16 protein-coding genes and 1 pseudogene are annotated in these 20,210 nt (G+C 44.8%); 6 read left to right on the top strand and 11 right to left on the bottom strand.

What is annotated here, in order from left to right; genetic code table 11:
- Positions 1-47: 47 nt before the first annotated feature.
- Entirely contained in the window at positions 48-2,549 is a 2,502-nt protein-coding gene (locus ACUVJL_RS05125; RefSeq protein WP_445244864.1) for a hypothetical protein, read from the bottom strand.
- Positions 2,550-3,048: 499 nt separating this feature from the next.
- On the opposite strand from ACUVJL_RS05125, the gene ACUVJL_RS05120 reads away from it, so the two are divergent.
- Together ACUVJL_RS05120 and ACUVJL_RS05115 are read left to right on the top strand one after the other, a co-directional pair.
- Positions 3,049-6,048: a tetratricopeptide repeat protein gene (locus ACUVJL_RS05120; RefSeq protein ID WP_445244863.1), complete on the top strand. Its 3,000-nt coding sequence runs from the start codon at positions 3,049-3,051 to the stop codon at positions 6,046-6,048.
- 268 nt (positions 6,049-6,316) lie between these two features.
- A complete protein-coding gene (locus ACUVJL_RS05115) occupies positions 6,317-6,616 on the top strand; it encodes a hypothetical protein (protein ID WP_445244862.1) in 300 nt (99 codons plus the stop codon).
- 119 nt (positions 6,617-6,735) lie between these two features.
- Here ACUVJL_RS05115 and ACUVJL_RS05110 read toward each other — a convergent pair.
- From ACUVJL_RS05110 to ACUVJL_RS05075, 8 genes and pseudogenes are all read right to left on the bottom strand, one after another.
- Positions 6,736-8,354: pseudogene (locus tag ACUVJL_RS05110) on the bottom strand (IS1634 family transposase); the annotation flags it as partial.
- A 227-nt stretch (positions 8,355-8,581) separates the two neighbouring features.
- The gene (locus ACUVJL_RS05105; protein WP_445244861.1) at positions 8,582-9,685 is read right to left on the bottom strand and encodes a hypothetical protein; all 1,104 of its coding nucleotides are present in this window, start codon (positions 9,683-9,685) and stop codon (positions 8,582-8,584) included.
- A gap of 95 nt (positions 9,686-9,780) precedes the next feature.
- Positions 9,781-9,960, bottom strand: a complete 180-nt coding sequence (locus ACUVJL_RS05100; RefSeq protein WP_445244860.1) for a hypothetical protein — start codon at positions 9,958-9,960, stop codon at positions 9,781-9,783.
- A 30-nt stretch (positions 9,961-9,990) separates the two neighbouring features.
- On the bottom strand, positions 9,991-10,233 hold the full coding sequence (locus ACUVJL_RS05095) for a DUF5678 domain-containing protein (RefSeq protein WP_445244859.1): 243 nt from the start codon (positions 10,231-10,233) through the stop codon (positions 9,991-9,993).
- Between the two features lie 22 nt (positions 10,234-10,255).
- A complete protein-coding gene (locus ACUVJL_RS05090; protein ID WP_445244858.1) occupies positions 10,256-11,209 on the bottom strand; it encodes a GDP-mannose 4,6-dehydratase in 954 nt (317 codons plus the stop codon).
- 424 nt (positions 11,210-11,633) lie between these two features.
- Complete coding sequence (locus tag ACUVJL_RS05085) at positions 11,634-12,653, bottom strand: type I glyceraldehyde-3-phosphate dehydrogenase (RefSeq protein ID WP_333130393.1); 1,020 nt, start codon at positions 12,651-12,653, stop codon at positions 11,634-11,636.
- 192 nt (positions 12,654-12,845) lie between these two features.
- Complete coding sequence (gene nadD / locus ACUVJL_RS05080) at positions 12,846-13,559, bottom strand: nicotinate (nicotinamide) nucleotide adenylyltransferase (RefSeq protein WP_445244857.1); 714 nt, start codon at positions 13,557-13,559, stop codon at positions 12,846-12,848.
- Positions 13,560-14,252: 693 nt separating this feature from the next.
- Complete coding sequence (locus ACUVJL_RS05075) at positions 14,253-14,381, bottom strand: hypothetical protein (RefSeq protein WP_445244856.1); 129 nt, start codon at positions 14,379-14,381, stop codon at positions 14,253-14,255.
- Between the two features lie 565 nt (positions 14,382-14,946).
- Between ACUVJL_RS05075 and murC the strand changes: the two genes are divergently transcribed.
- From murC to ACUVJL_RS05055, 4 genes are all read left to right on the top strand, one after another.
- A complete protein-coding gene (murC, locus tag ACUVJL_RS05070) occupies positions 14,947-16,503 on the top strand; it encodes a UDP-N-acetylmuramate--L-alanine ligase (protein WP_445244855.1) in 1,557 nt (518 codons plus the stop codon).
- A gap of 159 nt (positions 16,504-16,662) precedes the next feature.
- A complete protein-coding gene (gene murB / locus ACUVJL_RS05065) occupies positions 16,663-17,619 on the top strand; it encodes a UDP-N-acetylmuramate dehydrogenase (protein WP_445244854.1) in 957 nt (318 codons plus the stop codon).
- 62 nt (positions 17,620-17,681) lie between these two features.
- A complete protein-coding gene (locus ACUVJL_RS05060) occupies positions 17,682-18,032 on the top strand; it encodes a YbaB/EbfC family nucleoid-associated protein (protein ID WP_445244853.1) in 351 nt (116 codons plus the stop codon).
- 193 nt (positions 18,033-18,225) lie between these two features.
- Complete coding sequence (locus ACUVJL_RS05055; protein ID WP_445244852.1) at positions 18,226-18,726, top strand: low molecular weight protein-tyrosine-phosphatase; 501 nt, start codon at positions 18,226-18,228, stop codon at positions 18,724-18,726.
- Positions 18,727-18,977: 251 nt separating this feature from the next.
- Here the strand turns inward: ACUVJL_RS05055 and ACUVJL_RS05050 are convergent, their stop codons facing one another.
- Both ACUVJL_RS05050 and ACUVJL_RS05045 read right to left on the bottom strand, forming a co-directional pair.
- Positions 18,978-19,142, bottom strand: coding sequence for a hypothetical protein (locus ACUVJL_RS05050; RefSeq protein WP_445244851.1), 165 nt, complete (start codon positions 19,140-19,142; stop codon positions 18,978-18,980).
- 330 nt (positions 19,143-19,472) lie between these two features.
- A complete protein-coding gene (locus tag ACUVJL_RS05045; RefSeq protein ID WP_445244850.1) occupies positions 19,473-20,207 on the bottom strand; it encodes a response regulator transcription factor in 735 nt (244 codons plus the stop codon).
- Between the last annotated feature and the right edge of the window lie 3 nt (positions 20,208-20,210).

Raw genomic sequence — 20,210 nt, 5'->3', positions numbered from 1 at the left:
TAATGGATGGTCAGCGCAGTTTTGCCATTAATTAATGCTGCGACGCATCAATTCTTTCCATTCTGCTGAGTTACTAAGGTATTGGTATCGAGGATATCTCCTTTTTCTGACGAAAACCTAGTAAAAATTTCTAACGAGTTCAAGACTGTTTCTGTTGTTGAAAAAGGCGTGCACTTCAAGGATTCTTTAAGAAAGTTAGCCATCTCCGCCCTATCGCCTTTGCAATAAGCGTACCACCCCTCCCACAATAAGTCTTTGTACTGCATCTGACTTTTGACCTCTGTTTCTCTAACTTTAACTTGCGAAAACTTTAATCTTTCCAATTCACTCTGAGCCTGATGGAGTTGTAACTGGGATTGTTCCAATTCACTCTGAGTCTGATGGAGTTGTAACTGGGATTGTTCCAATTCACTCTGAGTCTGCTGCTGGATTGCTTGAGATTGTTCCAATTCACTTTGAGTCTGGTGCTGGAGTGCTTGAGATTGTTCTAATTCACCCTGAGTTTGATGGAGTTGTAACTGGGATTGTTCCAATTCCTTCTGAGTCTGGTGCTGGATTGCTTGGGATTGTTCCAATTCACTTTGAGTCTGGTACAGTAGTGACTGAGATTGTTCCAATTCACTTTGAGTCTGGTACAGCAGTGACTGAGATTGTTCCAATTCGCTCTGAGTCTGATGGAGTTGTAACTGGGATTGTTCCAATTCACTCTGAGTCTGCTGCTGGAGTGCTTGGGATTGTTCCAATTCACTCTGAGTCTGATGGATTTGTAACTGGGATTGTTCCAATTCACTCTGAGTCTGCTGCTGGAGTGCTTGGGATTGTTCCAATTCACTCTCAGTCAGTTGCAATTGCAACTGAAATTCTGCCAATTCACTCTGAGTTTGTTGTAAGAGAGTCTTGTTTTGCTCGAATTCTATCCGCGTTTCATAGGACATATTGTATAACAGAGGACTCGGCTCTACATTTAAGTTCAAGTGAAAGTCACTTGAAAGCTTGTTGGAAAGCTCGATAACGGCGATCGCATTTGCTTGAGAAAAAGGCGAGCCGTATTCCACATAACTAAGTTCACGAGCATCTAACTCTTCCCAAAGCACGTTAAAACTACTGCCATTTGTTTCTCTGTCTATTAGCTTTAAGCAATTAACTGAGACAGCTTCTTTAGGAATTTCGTATTTTTTACATAGAAGATACAAATACTCTTTACTAAACTGAATATACCATTCCCCATCTATAATTTTTCTAAAAGGAACGGTAATCAAAGCTTTGCCATCAGGAGCAAGTAAATCGTATATCTTAGCAATTGCTTTTAATGGACCTTCAAGATCGCGGTTTTCTTCCTGCCCTCCATATTTAGCAGAAGTATCTCCTTTTTGTCCAATGTGTTCTACTGTAGAAAGTGATACAATCGCGTCGTACTTTTTGTCAGACGATCGGTTCATTAAGTCTTCATTATCTCCCCCTACTTCTACTTCAAATTTATCGACAATTCGTCTTGAGGTTATACCAAGCCTTTCACTCAAATGATTTTCATAATGAGATAGTACGTTCCCAACTTCAAGTATGCTTGCTGGTTTGTTAAGAGCTGCAAGGAAGTTAAAAGCAATAGGTATCTCTACAGCTCTTTCGGTAGGGTTATTGATTTTTATTCGATTGTAATAAAATTTTTGTTTATTGAATAAAAACGTTCTTTTCCATTTTTTCAGACTAGCTTTTCCTGTTTTTTCTACTGTTGGTTTTACCTGAAAATTAGTCGGTTTTAAGAGTTGACTGGCTTCTCCTGTTTTTTCTACTGTTGGTTCTACCTGAAAATTAGTCGGTTTTAAGAGTTGTGTGAATTGACGCAATTGATACTGATACCTATTCCATTCCACCATAATGGGCTGCCTTAAGATTGACTCTTTTCTACGGTTGGCTCTCAGATTTAATGGCTCTTGATCAAAAGCCAAATCTTGTTGATTGTTCTCTACTAAGTTATCGATAATTTTCTGAGTAGCAAATACTTTTTGTATATATTCGTGATATTTAGGATTTGGGTTAAGATTTTCATAGGAATTACGAATATTTTTCCAACCTCGCATAATTTTAAGTTCAGCCAAGTCTTCTTGGAAAAATTCTTGTAACCCGACAAAATAAAAATCACTTAGATTTTTTCCACAAGTATGTGGGTATAATATATTTCTTACCTCTGGTTGTTCGGCAAACTCATCTATTCCCCTTATTGAAGTTTGTATTTTCCCTACTATTGTGTGATTATTATTTACCAAGGGAAGATGCAGCCAATAAAAATATAGAGAAACCAATAGATTTACCGGGTGTCTCAACCAGATTATCCTTTTGGCATCAGGAAAAAAGTCATCATACTTGGCGATCGGAAAATGACCGTGAATCACTCTAAATTCTGATGGTATTTCCCCAGGTTGATAGACTCTAGGTCGAGAACCCTCTAAATAGTCATAGTAAATATGTTCGCAACCATAAACTTGGTTTAAAATAACTTGAAATGTTGATCCTGCTGTTTTTGGAACGTGAACAACGATTAGTTCAACCACTATAATACCTGCCTGCCTATCTAACAATCTTGACTTTACTTCAACAAATTTTACCAGATATGAAATAAATTTCCTATATCCCGATCGCCCTTAAGTCTATATATTCCTGCCGCCACATTAAACAGCTCACCTTCACTTAATCTTCAAGTCAACCCAATTTTTGGAGAAATGCTCCCCAATCAATCGCAGCTTATATTACAGCAATTTCCCTTATTCTATATAGACTGGCGTCGATGGCTATATGTTCCGGCAGGTTTAATCTGGCATCAAGCACTGTCGCCAGAATTTCTGACAACGCATGATGACTTTCACCTGTTGCACTTACCCAGCCCTCTGGCTGTTCGTGCTACAACATCAAGTACCTCGCCTCTCAAGAGTTCAGGATTCAACCACAGTTTACACTAAGGTCAGGTCATTAAAATTACATCTTGTCAAAGGTACACAACTTAGTGTAACCTGAAGTGGCTCATCAGCTTAGCACGATTGACAGTAACTCAAGATGGAAGCGAAAAAAACTGCCGTTGATTATTTACAAGAGGGCGATCGACTTCTAAAGTCAGGGACTCTGGAGGAGGCGATCGGAGCTTTTCGCACTGCCATTGAGCTAAATCCTGACTACTCTTGGTCTCACCACAATTTAGGGGAAGCTCTAGCAAAACTAGGCAAATTCGAAGAAGCGATCGCATCTTACCGCCGCGCCATAGAACTCAACCCGGATTTTTCTTGGTCTTATCATCACTTGGGGGATGCTTTAGATCGACAGCAACAGTGGGAGGAAGCAGTGGCTGCCTTTCGTAAAGCCACTGAACTTAATGCCGATCACTTTGGTTCTTACTGTGGATTGGGGCAGAGTTTGGTGAAACTGGGCCGGTTAGATGAGGCGATCGCGGCTTACCGCCAAGCAAGTATTCTTAACCCGGATGTGGATTGGATTTACGGCTGCATAGCAGATCTTTTACAGCAGCGAAGAGAGTTGGATTTGGAGGCTGCGATCGCCTCCTACCGCCGTGCAGTACAACTAAATCCAAATGACGTGCAAGCATACCGCAACCTGCTAAATATTCAACCAGATAACTTTGAAATTTATTTGGATTTGGGGAATGCTTTAGCGAAACAGGGGGATTGGCGGGGGGCGATCGACACATATCAAAGAGCGATCCAGCTTAACCCACAAGAGGCTTTAGTTCACAACCTTTTAGGGGAAGCGTTAGAACAAGTCGACGAGCTAGAAGCAGCAGTTTTTTCGTACCGAAGAGCAATAGAGCTTCACCCATTTTTTATGTCTGACGAGCAGTTAGGGAAAGCCTTGGCTAAAGTCAGTTATCTGGAGCAATTTCCCCCGGACGACGCAGCCTTTTTGCAAAAAACCAACCACCTCAGCGATGCAGATTTCGTCCAACAACTTTTCTGCGCCTATCTGAAACGCTCTCTAGACGAGAAAGGAATTGCGGGGTTTCTGGAAATTATGCAGTCAAGCGGGCGAGCGCGCCCCCAAGCGATCGCTGACATCATCCGACCATCAATAGAATTTCAAAACAAGTGTAAATCTTTCTTGCCAGCTTCACTTGAAGAAGCTCACTGGCGCTTGGGAGACTTCTTTGCCCAAAAAGGTCAATGGGAGGAAGCCCTTGCCTCTTTCCACCAGGCACTTGCGTTTACACCCTCCATCACTCTCGGCTACCGCCGCTGGGCGGAAAATCTAGCAAAGCAGAATAAATACGACGCCCAAGTAGCTTTGATAGCTAAATTCTTGAACTCTATACTAAATCAATCATATTCAGCGGAATTCTACGCCTGTTTTGGGAAACTACTAGCGCGGAAAGGTCTGGTAAGCGATGCCGTACAGGCTTATGAAAAGTCACTGTTTATTCAACCTAATTCCCCCCACTCAGGCGAAGTATATATAAATCTAGGGCAGATAATGCAACAGCAAAATCGACGAGAACAAGCCATAAAATACTACCAAGAAGCCATAAAATCAAAACCAGATAACTGGGAAGTATACCTCAATGTAGGCAACATTTTATCCGAGCAAAAACAACATTATGCTGCCCTAAACTATTACAGAAAATCCATCGAGTTGCAGCCAGAAAGTGGAAATCTTTACATTTATTTGGGACATTGTTTTTTTAAAATAAATCAAATAAATCAGGCAATTAACTCTTACCAGAAAGCCCTGGCAAAACCTCCTCAACACTACCACGCTTATCTCGCACTAGCGGGCTGTCTCGTTCAACAAAATAGATTGGAAGAAGCGGTTTATTGTATAGAAGAGTTAATCAGTAAAGAGATTCCAGGAACTTACCTTGAAGCTCAAAAACACTGGGCAAATATTCTGCTGCAACAAGGTAAGCTAGAGGAGGCAAATGTTTGTTTCCAAAAAGCGCAGCCACCCATTCCTCCCCAAGGGTGTTATGCCTCAACTAGAGAGTGGGCAGTGGAATTCAAGCTGGATGTAACTAACTATACAGATATACATCCCAGCCACCAAGTCGAAATCGATCTGCCGAAAACAGTAGGTAGAGAAGTCCGTCCTGACCTAAAAAGCTGGAATAAATTTGAGTCGCCAGCCACATTTGTTGCCACAGTATCCGACGGAAGATTTTGTCAACTTAATGACATAAAAACAGCTTACATCGCGCCAGACAATAAGATACTGCTAGATGTTTCAAGTGTTATAAGTCCCTGGAATTTAGCAGAAGTTACGTATTCCCCTATTCACAAAATTGACGGGACAGTAGCAGTTTTATCAGGCAATACAAGTGCCATATATTACCATTGGATGCTGGATACGCTGCCCAAAGTGGGACTGATAGAATTGAGCGGAATCGTACTCGATAGCATCGACAAATTTGTGGTGAGAAGTTACGATGCGCCCTTTCACAAGGAAACACTAAAGCTATTGGGAATTCCCGAACATAAAATCGTAGATAGCAGGAAATACCCTCATATACAAGCAGATAGGTTAATTGTTTCGTCTTACCCCGGCATAGTCTGCTGTCCAACTAAATGGGCGGTAGAATTTCTCAGAAGCAAATTTCTGCCCGCCGCAGCGAAACCAAACTCCCAGCAGCCAGAACGCATATATATCAGTCGGAACCTTGGACAGATCCGGAGAATTATTAATGAAGATGAAGTTTTAGAAGTTTTGCACCAACACGGATTTGTAACTATCTATGCCGAATCAATTTCGCTAGCAGAAACAGCTACACTCATGAGGGGAGCTAAAGTTGTAGTTAGTATGCACGGGGGTGGAGAAACTAACCTGATATTTTGTAGTCCCGGAACTAAGGTAGTAGATATTTTAACTCCTCATTACCCGGCAATATGTTACTATATTCTTAGCGGTCAAGCGGGACTTGATTACTACTACTTAATGGGCGAAAGTATTGAAGGCTCTTATTTGCGGCAACTTATTTACCAGATAGACGGTTGTGAAGATACGCTTGTCAATATAGATGCGCTAAAAGCTCTCTTGAGGATGATGGAAGTGACTTAATACTAGAATATTGGCATAAATATCAAGGTTACTGAATTGTAAATCACAAGCATTTTGAAATATTAGCAAGCTCCCAGGCTACTTGGTCAACCGAGGTCTCATGTTTATAACTTTTCTTGAAGTTTAAGGGAGGACTGACTATGCTGTAGATAACTTCTCGCTATTCGATCATAGCGGGGAAAATCTCACTATACTTAAGAAGAATCTGTCTAATTTTGGGGTAGCCGATCAAGTCGTTTTCAACAACCAGAGTATGGAGGATTTTTTCATGAAACTTCCAGAGGTTAAAGCAACAAACCCAAAATTTGGTGTTTACCTGTATGATGGCGCTCACGATTACAGATCGCAACTATTGGGGTTGATGTTTGCCAAACCCTTTCTAGCCGATCGAGCATTAATTATTGTGGATGACACTAACTGGAAAGATGTCAGTCAAGCTAATAAGGATTTCATTGATACTCATCCCCAATGTCAATTATTGCTAGATCTGCCTACAACAGTTGTAGGTTGTGAACAAACATTCTGGAACGGTATTCAGGTTTTAAGTTGGGATGCAAGCAGACAGTAAAAAAATACTCGCTAATTTTCCTGACTATGCGGGGCTGCCGTAAAGTAGATTCAATAAGTTTCATCAGGCAATCTATTAAGCTCATGTTGTTTTAGTTCCCACATTCCGCAGGTAGATCGGGAAAGGAGATAATATTTACGGCAAGGATCACCAAAAAACTGGAGAATCCATAATCGCTCTGACGTGAGATTGGTAATGTGTTTGGTGTTCTCAACCGTCAACAAAGGAATCGACATAAAACATTGAAAAATCCATCGCAGGGTGAGTTTCGTGGTAGGTTTACCAACTTGATTATCAACCGTTTGATTGGCTCTCTCCAGAGCTTGGCCCAGTGCCCGTTGACCTAAACTATAAACCAATAAGCATAAACCGATCACCATTGCCATTGCTGCAACTCGTTGAGGAGTGTTCAGAAAAATACTTGAAGTAAAGAATAGCGGATATTTGAGAAACCGAAAACCGCGTTCGGTGGATTGCTGTGCCTTGTATTCCTTGAGGACAGACTCATCGCTGAGAATTTGCTCATCCAAGACATTAGTTGCCAGGATGAACTTGCCTGCCCGTTGAATCTCCACCTCAATAGCGTTAGGTTTAGAGATGAGAGCGGCAGATATTTGATAATGTTTGTGCCCCACCTCATCTTTGCGTGGTCTACCACGTCGTTGGTGCTGAACAATTTCCCATACTTGCAGATCGTCTAGTTGATGATAGGGTAGTTGTTGTGAAAATGCTGTGGCGGCTTGGATGACCTGACTGTTGGCAAGCAAACTGTTGACTAGATAACTGTTTCAATTCTGTGGTGGCGAAAGCCAACTGTTTAGCTACACGTTTTGCTAACTGTTTTTTGTCAGATTCCAGTCTGGCTTGACTTTCAATTACTAACCATCGTTGTTGAATTCCCGCATAAGTATTGCCACAGGCGGCAATCTTGTATGTCGGCATCTTCCGGGCGACGAAGGCATCAGGTTCTATGTCTAGCAACAATTGTTTCGCACTCGTCAAGGTAGCAGGTACCCCCGATACCCATCGTAACTGTTCCATTTGAGCCAGGTTGCCTGCGGTATAAAGTGCAGCATCAGCAACAAATAAGGCATCAATATCCCATTGCTGTCTGAACTCCCGTGTGAGTTGGGCAAATATTGCCGAGTCAGTTTCATTTCCATCCCCCACTCTCAAATACAAGGGAATATCTCCGTCCCCACTGCACATGAGATCTACGATAAATTGCTTCAAATCCGGGCGGTGATCTCTGGAATAGCCTTGGGTGATGTGTATTGCTCCTGATGCGACTGTTTCATCCTGCTGTTGATAATCTCCATCAACGTGGAATGAACTTGAATCTAGATGTAAGCTGTCGATGTTTACTCCAAATTGACGTGCTGCTGACAGTGCCACTGTCACAAATATTTCCGTCAATCCCGACTCATGTAATTTGTCTAAGATCCGCCCCAAACGGTCGTCATTGAGGTGTTCCGATCTGATTCCTTGCCCCAATAGATGCTCTGTCGCTTTCCCCACGAAAAATTTTTCAAATAGGTAGAATGGTGCGCTCACTTTCGCCCAATCCATTCAGGATCATGGCTTTGACTACAAGCCGAGGACTAATGATTTCTTGTGGATGTGTGCCTAGTTGTTGATCGATCTGTTCGACTAATTCCATCTCATCGCAGATCCCTGCAATAATTCCACAGTGGTCAATATCCTGTACTCTGATATCTGATGCTCTAAAATTTCCCATCCTTTTAAAATACCGGATTTTGCGATCGTACCTGCGGAATGTGGGTTAGTTGAACCCAAAGAGTGTATTTTTTTTCTGATTACCATCGCCCCCTCCCTAATTGAAAACTATCCGGAGTATAGTTCTTCCAACTCCAGGCTTACTCCTGAATTAGGGGCTACAGCCATATCGCGTAGCCCCACAATTCATGAATTAGAAACTGGACGCATATTGCATCCTCTGGTTTACTACTCCGCAGTTTTTAATAGTTCGACATAAATATTGCCGAAGTTTTCATCTCGATCACTGCCAGGTCTCCAATCTCCTGGGTGATGCTCAGATAAACTGTGATTCTTAACCGTGAAGTGAACGCGCTTATAGCCAATCATCGTCGCTATCTCCTCAATCATTTTCTTGCTGAATAAATTAATATGACTCCAGCGTTTCCATTCATCTGAAAATACACCTTGAAAGCCTTTCTCAAAATCAGAATACAAGCGCATTGACTCTATTAAACAAGGTGTACTAATTCGGTGAATAGCGCCAGGTTTTAAAACTCTATACGCTTCTGCAAGAAACTCGATTTGAGACTGTTGACTGATATGCTCAATAAAATCTTCATGAAAAATATAGTCTACACAACAATCTGGAATTGACCACGAGCTATTTGCGGGAAACTGAAAAATTTCATCAAAGTGATTTTCCAAAAAATCAGGTTCTACGTGAACTTCCAGTTCGATATTTAAAAAGCCGACTTTAGGAATTTTTCCTGGTCCTACATAAATCTTAATCGGTTTTTTTTCCGCTTGTAAGCTTAAAACTTTATTTTTAAACCTGTTAATTTCGGACTCAAAATTGCCAAATGTAATAATTCTTTTTATACTCGGGTATATTGCAGCAACTAACTCGTCCAAAATTGATTTGGGAATTGATGTCAAATTAAAGTTTTCACAGGAACCAATGCTACTACGATTGGCTACTAAATTTCCATCTAATTCAGCACACAAATATTGGTCATGATCGGTTAGTAAAGCCAAAACATCATTAGAAAAATAAACGGGCTTGAATTTTTCCCAAGGACCAATCAACTTTCTATCTGCTTGCAAAGTCCCGTCTACCTGAGCTGATAAATAGTTACCTTGAGGAGTCAGTAAAACAACAAAATCTCGATCTCGATTCACAGCCATAATTACATTAACTTCCGCTGATAAATCAGAAGATTGAGTATGGCAAACTCTTCCATCTACTACTGATATGTATTTTTCGTTGAATGTCTGAAGCCAATATACATCGATATTATTTGGTATTTCAATCAAACAGTTGTTGGTTTGTTCATCGATTGATTTTGACATGTTCGTAAATTAAGCTATACAACAGTTGTTGGTAACAGAACTTGAATTTGTCGTTTTGGATACGATCGCCCCGCTCTCCGCTCTCCCCCTTTCCCTCATTCCCACACATTCCAAGGAGCGTCCCGATTATCCCACAGCTCCTTCAAATGCTTGTATTCCCGGTAAGTATCCATCGCAAAAAAGAAAGCTTCGTGACGGTAAGCCATCAACTGCCCTTCCGTAGCCAAACCCTGTAACCGTTTTTGCTCCAAAACACGCTCATCACTGAATTGCATCTTCTCACATATTTAAACATCATCAACTCTCTAATTACAACAATGGAATCCTGGGAAGCTAACAGGCTCAATAAACTCGCTTTCATATATACGCTCAATTACATAATCTAAACCTGATAAACTCGGATCGACACCATCCTTCATTTTGTCATAATCCCGATCGCAACTAATAACACCTTGATGATTATAAGCGATCCACTGACCCCGGTATTTTTTCAACTCTCGGCGATTAGCCTTATACCACTCGTTAGCTGTCGTATATTCTCCTTCCATATTTTTACCTCATAATTTTACATCAAACCATCCTCGCTTCGACCATCATCCGCACCACATCGGGCATCTTATACTTCGCCTCCCATCCCAACTTTTGCTTCGCCTTAGCCGGATTTCCCCTCCCTACAGCAATCTCCGTCGGTCTGTAAAGACTCGCATCGGTTACTAAATGTTCCTGCCAATCCAAACCCGCACAAACGAAAGCCGATCGCACAAACTCCTCCAAAGGATAACTTGCACCTGTGGCAATTACATAATCGTCCGGTTCTTCCTGCTGCAACATCAAATACATCGCCTCCACATATTCCGGTGCCCAACCCCAGTCCCGTTGAACTGAAATATTTCCCAAATGCAGTTTTTCGGAACTACCCGCAGCAATTCGGCACACAACAGATACTATTTTTTGGGTAACAAACCTCTCCGGCCGCAGCGGCGATTCGTGATTGAACAGAATACCAGAACACGCAAACAAATTGTACGCTTCTCGATAATTGGCTACTTCCCAAAATGCCGTTGCTTTTGCCACCGCGTAAGGGCTTCTGGGGCGAAAAGGCGTATTTTCATCCGCTGCACTGCCTCCGGTATCCCCAAAACATTCGCTGGAACTGGCATTGTAAAGTTTAATTTGGCCACCTGTAAACCGAATTGCTTCTAACAGATTTAATGTGCCTGTGGCAATGCTTTCGAGGGTTTCTACGGGTTGTTCAAAAGACAGACCGACGGAACTTTGACCTGCTAGATTGTACACTTCGTCGGGCTGAATTTTCGCTAGTACCTGCAAGACGCTGCGAAAATCGTTGAGAGACATGGATTCTAGTTTTACTCTGTCTCGGATGCCCAAACGGGCCAGGTTTCCGAAACCAGAAATTTGGGCGTCCCTGGAGGTTCCGCAAACTTCATAACCTTGATCGAGCAACAGTTTAGCTAAATAAGCTCCGTCCTGACCTGATATACCGCTAATTAACGCTTTTTTCATACCATATTTTGCTTTGAGAGCTCTACCGTAGCCGTTGCTATTTTTCCAGTTGTTTAACTTTTATACTCGGAATTTTTATTATTTTTAATATTTGGGCTTTTCCGATACCTTACCAGAGCCAGTTTAAGCGCTTACTCCAAACAAATAACAAATTTATCATCAAGCAGACCCGAAAGCCCGATCGAAGTATGATGGCAAAAAGTTTGATCGATAGCTGGGAATAGCAGCATACAGATATCGCGTAGGGACACGGCAGTGCCCTGTCCCTACGATATTTCATCTTCTACTCGCCGACTATCAACTGCCAAAAGTCTCTACCGCTCGAAAACAGAAATAACCAGTCAGCTAGAAATCGACTCAAAAGTACAAACAGGTCAGCATTTTTACCTTCTGCCGAATGACTAAAGCCTTCTGCCTTCGGATACTAGGCTTCCCACCTTTGGGCGACCAATTCAGCCAAGTCAACCACCCGCTGACTGTAGCCCCACTCATTGTCGTACCAAGCCAACAGCTTCACCATGTCGCCGTCCATAACTAGCGTCAAGCTGGAATCCAGGATCGAAGAAGCATCGTTTCCGCGATAATCGCAAGAAACAAGAGGCAAATCGTTGTACTCCAAAATCCCCTTCAGCGGGCCTTCGGCTGCTTCTTTGAAAACTTGATTTACCTGCTCGCTAAAAGTCTTTTTCTCTACCTGAGCCACAAAATCAACTACCGACACATTAGGAGTCGGGACGCGCATGGCGATGCCATTTAACTTACCCTTCAATTCTGGAATCACCAAAGCCACAGCTTGGGCGGCTCCGGTAGAAGTCGGCACAATATTCATCGCAGCAGCGCGGGCCCGGCGCAAATCTCGGTGGCTGGCATCCAGCAAGCGCTGGTCGCCAGTATAGCTGTGGGTAGTGGTCATCATGCCTTTGATGATGCCAAAATTTTCGTGAAGCACCTTCAGCACGGGAGCTAGACAGTTAGTGGTACAGCTAGCATTGCTGATAACCGTGTAGTCACTGTGCTTGTAGTTGTGGTGGTTGACTCCCATCACGTAAGTGCCGACCTCAGGTCCCTTGCCGGGAGCTGTAATCAGCACCTTTTTAGCGCCGGCCGTGATATGCTTCGATGCACCAGCCTGGTCAACGAAGACGCCGGTTGCTTCAATAATCAGATCAATACCCCAATCTTTCCAAGGCAGGTTGAGCGGATTGCGATCGCTCACGCATTTAACTGTCTTGCCGTTGAGAATAATCGAATTTTCATCCGTACTGATGTCCACATCCTTCAACGTTCCCATCATGGAATCGTATCTCAGCAAGTGGGCATTAGTTTTGGGATCGGAAGTGTCATTAATAGCTACCAGTTCGAGCTGGCTATCTTTTCTGCCCAGCCAGCAGCGTGCAAAACTGCGGCCGATACGCCCAAAACCATTGATCGCGACTCTAATCACCTTGTACCTCCTAACGATAGCAGCCCCTAGCTCAGGCTTAAATTTTGGAAAAATTTAAGAATTGACTTATGAGAGAAGATCATATCGCAAAGGTCGATCCTTTCTAACTTTTTGTGTTTATCAAAAAAGCTGGAACTTTTGCAAGAAGGCAGAAATCGCAAGCCAGAAGGCATTCGTCACATCGGCCGCTGGTTACTGGTAAAGCTGATGGGCCGCAATATAAGCCCGAACAACTTCCGGGACTAAGTAGCGGAGGTCGCGACTTTCGGCACAGCAGCGGCGGATGTGACTCGACGAAATCTCGATCGCAGGCATGGACAGCACCTCCCAGCGAATTTCCACATCCAAAAGAGCCATTTGTTCGGCAACTCGAAAGCCAACAGCATTTGCCTGAACCTGCATCCTGTCCCCCCCGGAATCGAGGGGCTTTCCACCGGGATAATCTCCCCACTCGGACACTCCCCCAATCTCCACGGTTTCTCCTGTTTCCCCATCTCCCTGACTCGGACGCGGGGCCACCAACCAGTCGCACAACCCGCCAATTTCGCGGAACCGGTGCCATTTGGGGAGAGTAAGGAGTGCGTCGCTACCAATAATCCAGTACCAGCGCGAGCCTGGATACAATTTTTGCAAATACAGCAGGGTCTCGATCGCAAAAGAACTGCCTCTGGGATTTGCCTCCGGCGGCGAAAGTAGGAAGTCTGGGCGATCGCCGATCGCGAGAGCGAGCATTGCCCGCCGCTGCTCGAAACTTGCCAAATCCGGGCGCTCTTTGTGAGGAGGAGAGCGATCGGGTACCCAAATGACTTGATCAAGACCAAATTGACTTGCAGCCGTCTCTGCCACCAACACATGACCCCAGTGAACCGGGTCAAAAGTCCCCCCCAAAATCGCTATTTTCCCCATATTTCCCAAAAATCAGGATTAATACAGACATGGCGTAAATTTTATGTTTTTACGCTTGTAAGCAAACCTGACGGTCAACCGAGTACCGTTAGACCGCAGGCTTCTTTTTCCCTCAAGGCAAGGGCTTTTTTGACTGAGGTAGAACCACCGCCACTTTCTTCATTACTGTTTCAACGTGCCAGAAAGTACATTGAAAATCAGGATGCTCCCGAAATATACGCGGGCCCGATCGCCAACTCTGGACCGCCACGCCTTTGATCAAGAGTCGTGGATTCGGGGTACGGAGGCTTATAAGGCCTCCTTTGACCGAAAGCAGCCTGGGTACAAGCCCCCGGATTCATTGGTGGAGCCCGAAAAAAGCTCCCAATCCTGATCGCCAGCCCCCGGATTTATCTGTGGGGTCGCTTTCTTCAATTCTTTAATCGAAAATCGAAAATCGAAAATCGATTAACTCCCCTCTAAATACAGGCCTTGGACGAACCGGCTGATAGTTAACCATAAGCTCGTTTATTATAAAACCCTCGCTTGACATCAGGGACAAACTCCTGAACGAAGCTAGTTTTGACTATCGTCCTGGACCCTGAAACCTCGTTTTTTAACCGCCTTACTTCGTTCAAACCTTCAATCCGAGTTAAAAAACCGATTTCCGAGTGTCGGAGTGAGTCTAGGACTGGATGATTAACCTTGCCAATATTAATCCCAACTTGTTTTGATTGCGCGATCGACCGCCTGAGCATTCGTTTGTTGGCGGGCGAAAAAGTTTTGACCGTAGATATACTTAGCGCAGTGGTAAAAATTTTCAGGGCTGCCAAGAGCATCCATCGGCTTCTCAATCCAACCAATGATCTGGTTTGCTCAATGGCTTTTCTCCTCAACTGCATAACTTGTATATATACAATCCCGTAAAAATATATACTATAGCGGGGATCCGGTCAATCTCTTAATTTCAGGAGAAAATGACCGTAAAAGTAGATTTATGACTATAAAATGAGCGAAATTTTGTCATACGTGGTAGTGTTTGTAAATCCTTATGGGTTTTCCCTCAATCTTGGTAAAAAAGTTGTGGGGATTTTGCTGCGGTATCCCAGCACAGCAGGCGGATAGAAATAGAAAGAATGCAGGAGTATGCAACCACCCAAAATTAGTCTATTGGCCCAGACCCCAGACCCCGTTTTCTGTTACCTGCAATTTTCGAGCTGTGACTGTTCCGGAAAACTACTCGGTACTAAGTCATATAGGATACAAGAGAAACATCTCTACAAGTCCCGCAAATCTAGGGACGCGCGGAGAATTTTGTACAAAATCTCTAGCGAACTGTATCCTGAAAAAACAATTCTTGATATGATATCGCGTGTTATTGGCGTGGTGTGGTGTGTGAGGAGCGAAGATGCCGAGTTCTGTTGATTTCAGCGGTAGACCATTTCATTTTATCGGCATTGGTGGGATTGGGATGTCAGCCCTTGCCTACATTCTAGCTAAACGCAAGTTGCCTGTGTACGGCTCCGACATTAAATCGAGTCACATAACCGAGCGCTTGCAAGGAATGGGAGCTCATATTTTTTGGAGTCAAGACGCCAACAATTTTGAATTATTTCAAACGGCCCTTAACGGTAGTAGTCCCGACCGCGGGCCACAGGAAAGGGCCGTATCCTCGGCAGTCGCTGGTACGCTAGGGGCTTCGGTCGCGACAGCCGAAGCTCTCCAATTGAACGGCAACGGTTCAAGCGCCCAAGCAATTCCGGGATTACCTCAAGTAGTATGTTCGACGGCAATTCACCCGGCAAATGCCGAATATCGAGCTGCTTTAGATTTGGGCTGTCCGATTTTTCATCGCTCGGATGTGTTGGCAGCGTTAATTCAAGATTACCAAAGCATAGCCGTAGCGGGGACTCACGGCAAAACTACTACTAGCAGCTTAATCGGCTTCATGCTGATGGCTGCGGGTCTAGACCCGACGATCGTGGTAGGAGGCGAGGTCAATGCTTGGGAAGGCAATGCCCGTTTGGGGGAAGGCCCCTACTTAGTTGCCGAGGCTGATGAATCCGACGGTTCTCTCGTCAAGCTGGTAGCCAAAATTGGCATAGTGACGAATGTGGAACTGGATCATCCAGACCATTACGATACCCTCGACCAGGTAATAGACACATTTAAGGTGTTTGCCCAAAACTGTCAAACCTTGGTGGGCTGCATTGACGACCAAATCGTCAAAGACTGCCTTGGGCCTCATGTCAGTTATAGCTTGCAGCCGGAAAGCGGTGCTGACTACACGGCTTCGGGCGTGGAGTACGGATCCGAAAGCACCAAGGCCCGCATTTGGGAGCGAGGAGCTTTGCTAGGGGAAATGGAGTTGAAGTTGCTAGGCACACACAATCTCAGCAATGCACTAGCTGCGGTAGCAGTGGGTCGATTGTTGGGGTTAGAGTTTTCGGCGATTGCCACAGCGATTGCCGGGTTTGAAGGCGCTCGCCGCCGTTTTGAGGTGCGGGGTTTTCACAATGACATCCTGTTTGTGGACGACTACGCCCACCACCCCAGCGAGATTCGTGTCACCTTGGCGGCGGCTCGCTTGCGCATCGAAGCTAGCGAAAAGAATCCCAAATCCCGAAGAGTGGTTGCCATTTTTCAACCCCACCGTTACAGCCGGACTCTGACATTTTTGCCAGAATTTGCTCAATCTTTTGGGGATGCTGATTTGGTTGTGGCTTGCGATATTTATAGTGCTGGGGAAGCGAATTTAGGAGAGATAAGCGGGCAGCAGGTTGCTGATTTGATTGCTAAAGAAGGCCGAGAGGTTGAGTTTCAGTCTTCCCTGGAGTCGGTAAGTAAGTTTTTAACCGAAAATCTGCAACCGGGGGATTTGGCTCTGTTTTTGGGTGCTGGCAATCTGAATCAGATTATTCCAGAGGTTATGGCTTTTTATCAACAAGCCGATCGCCCGGATTAGCTCAATCGCCCGCCCCGTCGAGAGTTGCTCGACAGCCTCTGCGGTGCAGGTTGTACCGAAACTGATTTCATAGCGGCTCGCTCAAAAGGGTGGCATAAGTTAGGTAAAGGAATTTTCAACCACGTCTTCTCGAAGCAGGTATTTTTAAGGATTTTCAAGATGGTGACTATCTCGAATGACTCCTCTGTTAAGGACAATCGGCGAGTGTATTCTCCTATTTCTTTGCGGGGAACTGATTGCAAGATTAACTCCCAAGTTTCGCTGGCGGGCCTGACTTCGTTCCGAGTCGGTGGCCCTGCCGAGTGGTACGTTGCTCCCCGCAGTATGGAGGCTTTGCAAGCGAGTTTTGCCTGGGCACACGATGAAGGAGTGCCGGTGACTCTGCTGGGTGCGGGTTCTAATTTGTTGGTGAGCGATCGGGGTTTGTCCGGTTTGGTCGTCGGCACTCGCTACCTCAAACAGGTGAATTTTAATCCAGAAACAGGTCAAGTTACAGCCGGGGCGGGGGAGTCAATTCCCCGCCTTGCTTGGTTGGCGGCTAAACGGGGCTGGAAAGGCCTCGAATGGGCAGTCGGCATACCGGGCACCGTGGGAGGGGCTGTGGTGATGAATGCAGGCGCTCACAGAGGCTGTACCGCTGATATTCTGGTCAACGCTCGCGTCCTATCCCCTGGTGGCAAGGTGGAACTTCTGACTCCCCAAGAGTTGGAGTACCGCTACCGGACTTCGGTGCTGCAAGGGGGCGATCGGCTAGTAACAGAAGCGACTTTCCAGTTACAGCCGGGATTCGACCGATCGCAAGTAATGGCAGAAACTAATAGCCATTTCAGCCAGCGGCGGACAACTCAACCTTACCACTTACCGAGCTGTGGCTCAGTCTTCCGCAACCCCGGCCCCAAGACGGCAGGTTGGTTTATCGAACAATCGGGACTGAAGGGATACCAGATCGGCGGGGCGCAAGTAGCTCAGCGCCATGCTAATTTTATTCTTAACTGCGGGTCGGCAACGGCCAATGATATTTTTCAAGTGATTCGCCACGTTCAACAGCAAGTCGAGCAGCGGTGGTCGCTGTTGTTGGAGCCAGAAGTTAGAATACTGGGAGAGTTTCCCTTCTAAGGCATCATTGAAGTAATACGGAAACGGCAGACTGCCAGCCTACACACAATCAAAAAGTAGTTATGACAAAATCAGGACAAGGATTTGGCTTCGGCCTGGGCAAAATGAAAGAACTGACTGAAGCTTTCAAAAAAGCTCAGCAGGTTCAAGAAGGAGCTAAAAAGCTCCAAGAAGAGTTGGATGTCATGGAAATTGAGGGAACAGCAGGCGGCGGCTTGGTCAAGGTTTTTCTCAGCGGCAACCAAGAACCCCGCCGCGTGGAAATTTCGCCGGATGCCCTCGGTGAAGGTGCTGAGGTGGTTTCTGAACTCGTCACGGTGGCTATGCAGGATGCTTACGCTAAGTCTACTATGACGATGCGGGAGAAAATGGAAGAACTCACCTGCGGACTGAATCTCCCCGGTTTCGGTTAGTCATTAGTCAATTGTTGACTGTTGACTGATTAAACTTTCTTGAAAACCGCTATAGTAAGGTGCGTCGCTGCTCCATGTTCGATGGAACTTGCAGATTGACTCTGAAAGCGACGCACCCTACAAATTAGCACTGTTGACTGTTGACTGACTAATAACTAATAACTAATAACTAATAACTAATAACTACTAACTAATGACTAAATTATTGTTTGTCTGTCTCGGAAATATCTGCCGATCGCCCTCAGCAGAAAATATTATGAATCACTTAATTGAACAAGCTGGTTTGAGCGATCGTATCACCTGCGATTCGGCCGGAACTGCTAGCTATCACATTGGCAGCCCCCCTGACAGGCGGATGGCATTGGCGGCAAGGAAGCGAGAAATTGAATTGTTAGGCGAAGCCCGCCAATTTAAAAGGGAAGATTTCGAGAATTTTGATTTGATTCTGGCGATGGATCGGGAAAATTATCGGAATATTCTTGCTCTTGATAATCCTGGAAAATATAAAAAAAAAGTGCGGTTGATGTGCGACTTTTGCCATAAATATGACCTGAAAGAAGTGCCAGATCCTTATTATGGTGGGCCGGAGGGATTCGATCGAGTAATTGATTTACTGTTAGATGCCTGCGAGGGTTTGTTGGAGTACGTTGTTCGTCAGGAAGGCTTAAAGGTTGGTGGCCAGAAGGAAAGTTAGAAAATTGCGATCGACAGCTACTGTAAATTCTCGGTGCGATGGGACACTATATTTTCTCTCTTCTTTGGCACTATAACTTAAATACTTCTGACAAATTTTCGCCTCAGTACGAGTAAGGCTGTAGGAGCAATAACGGTGATCAAAATCGTAAGTATAGAGAGCCCAGATTTTGCACCCCCTCCCACTAAGATGATACTTGGAGACAGAGCAAAAGTTAAGCTAGTCCAGACAAAATGAGGAGCATTGATACTCTAAGCAGCAATTGGCAGCAGAATAGAGGGATACCAAGGCATTAGCCAAGGTGTAGCAAACAAAAATAAACTAAGAGTTATCCATCCAATATCTGATACCAAATTGATGTCAGAATAGTTGCTGCGGAAGTATGATTTAAGTAACGTCACTAGGTAGTAAATCATCCAGTGTCTAGAAAGCTGGAACTTGTCTGTTGTTTTTTAATTAACCATATAATATATGTAACTGTTGCTATCAAGTAGGAACCGTTAAGTAGAAGTCGGATGAGACTGAAACCGCTGCTAGGGAAATCATTATAGTTGTCTCCACCCTGTAAAACGCTCTGTAAAACTTGGTGATTCCCATTGATATCATGGCAATACAGAAAATTGTGGAAGCTGCTAGTGCGGCAGCATATAGAATTTTCTGATTTTTTAAGTAATTGTTGATTATGCTGTTATTCATGTTTGTGTGACAATTACAGGTGATTTTCTGGGGCCCGATCGCGTTTGCGGTTATCTGACTAAATGGTGTTCCATCGCAAAGCGAACGAGTTCTGCTCGGTTGTTGCTTTCAGTTTTTCTGAACAAGCTGCTGACGTACTTTTCGACAGTTCGAGGGCTGAGGTGGAGCCGATCGCCTATTTGAATATTAGAAAGACCTTCTGTCAGCAAATCTAGCACTTCTCGCTCTCGCTGAGTCAAACTCGGAGCATTTTGGCTTGTCGATGCGCGTGAAGCGGAGCTATCCCGTAGGGAATCGTCGGTTTCTGACTTTTGAGTAAAAAAATCCGATTCTGGCTGGCCATTGGCTCTGCTACGTGCCTCTGTTGGCGTCGGTTCTGGTTTTGGGGAATGAGACGGTGCCTGAGCGATTAGAGCGTAGCGATCGAGCAAAGAGCGAATTACCGCCGCCAATTCTTGGAGTTCAAAAGGCTTAGCCAGATAATTGTCACACCCCATCTGATAGCCGCGAATCCGTTCCTGCGTGCTCGTGCGTTCCGTCAAAAAAATCACCGGCAGCAAGCGGAAAGCGGGACGAGTCCGAACTCGCCGCACGAATTCGTAGCCATCCATCTCGGGCATTGTAATGTCGGTAACAATCAAGTGGGGCTGAAATTCCTCTACCAAGCCTAAAGCTTCTTTGCCGTTCTCAGCAGGGATTACAGAGTATCCGGTAATTTCCAGATAATCGGTAATCGACAAGCGAGTCGCGAAATCGTCGTCAGCAACCAGAATGGTCAAGGGCATGAG

The sequence above is a fragment of the Microcoleus sp. OTE_8_concoct_300 genome, from assembly GCF_031383065.1.
In the GTDB taxonomy this organism is placed as follows: Bacteria; Cyanobacteriota; Cyanobacteriia; order Cyanobacteriales; family Microcoleaceae; genus Microcoleus.
Note: the sequence above shows the minus strand (reverse complement) of the source record. Positions and strands in the feature narration are given on the sequence as shown.

Coding starts and splice junctions, on each gene's coding strand:
- ACUVJL_RS05095 (WP_445244859.1), bottom strand. CDS start 10,233: ATGGAAGGAGAATATACGACAGCTAACGAGTGGTATAAGGCTAATCGC.
- ACUVJL_RS05055 (WP_445244852.1), top strand. CDS start 18,226: ATGACTAAATTATTGTTTGTCTGTCTCGGAAATATCTGCCGATCGCCC.
- ACUVJL_RS05060 (WP_445244853.1), top strand. CDS start 17,682: ATGACAAAATCAGGACAAGGATTTGGCTTCGGCCTGGGCAAAATGAAA.
- murC (WP_445244855.1), top strand. CDS start 14,947: ATGCCGAGTTCTGTTGATTTCAGCGGTAGACCATTTCATTTTATCGGC.
- ACUVJL_RS05105 (WP_445244861.1), bottom strand. CDS start 9,685: ATGTCAAAATCAATCGATGAACAAACCAACAACTGTTTGATTGAAATA.
- ACUVJL_RS05120 (WP_445244863.1), top strand. CDS start 3,049: ATGGAAGCGAAAAAAACTGCCGTTGATTATTTACAAGAGGGCGATCGA.
- ACUVJL_RS05045 (WP_445244850.1), bottom strand. CDS start 20,207: ATGCCCTTGACCATTCTGGTTGCTGACGACGATTTCGCGACTCGCTTG.
- ACUVJL_RS05050 (WP_445244851.1), bottom strand. CDS start 19,142: ATGATTTACTACCTAGTGACGTTACTTAAATCATACTTCCGCAGCAAC.
- ACUVJL_RS05075 (WP_445244856.1), bottom strand. CDS start 14,381: ATGGATGCTCTTGGCAGCCCTGAAAATTTTTACCACTGCGCTAAGTAT.
- nadD (WP_445244857.1), bottom strand. CDS start 13,559: ATGGGGAAAATAGCGATTTTGGGGGGGACTTTTGACCCGGTTCACTGG.
- ACUVJL_RS05090 (WP_445244858.1), bottom strand. CDS start 11,209: ATGAAAAAAGCGTTAATTAGCGGTATATCAGGTCAGGACGGAGCTTAT.
- ACUVJL_RS05115 (WP_445244862.1), top strand. CDS start 6,317: ATGAAACTTCCAGAGGTTAAAGCAACAAACCCAAAATTTGGTGTTTAC.
- ACUVJL_RS05100 (WP_445244860.1), bottom strand. CDS start 9,960: ATGCAATTCAGTGATGAGCGTGTTTTGGAGCAAAAACGGTTACAGGGT.
- murB (WP_445244854.1), top strand. CDS start 16,663: ATGGTGACTATCTCGAATGACTCCTCTGTTAAGGACAATCGGCGAGTG.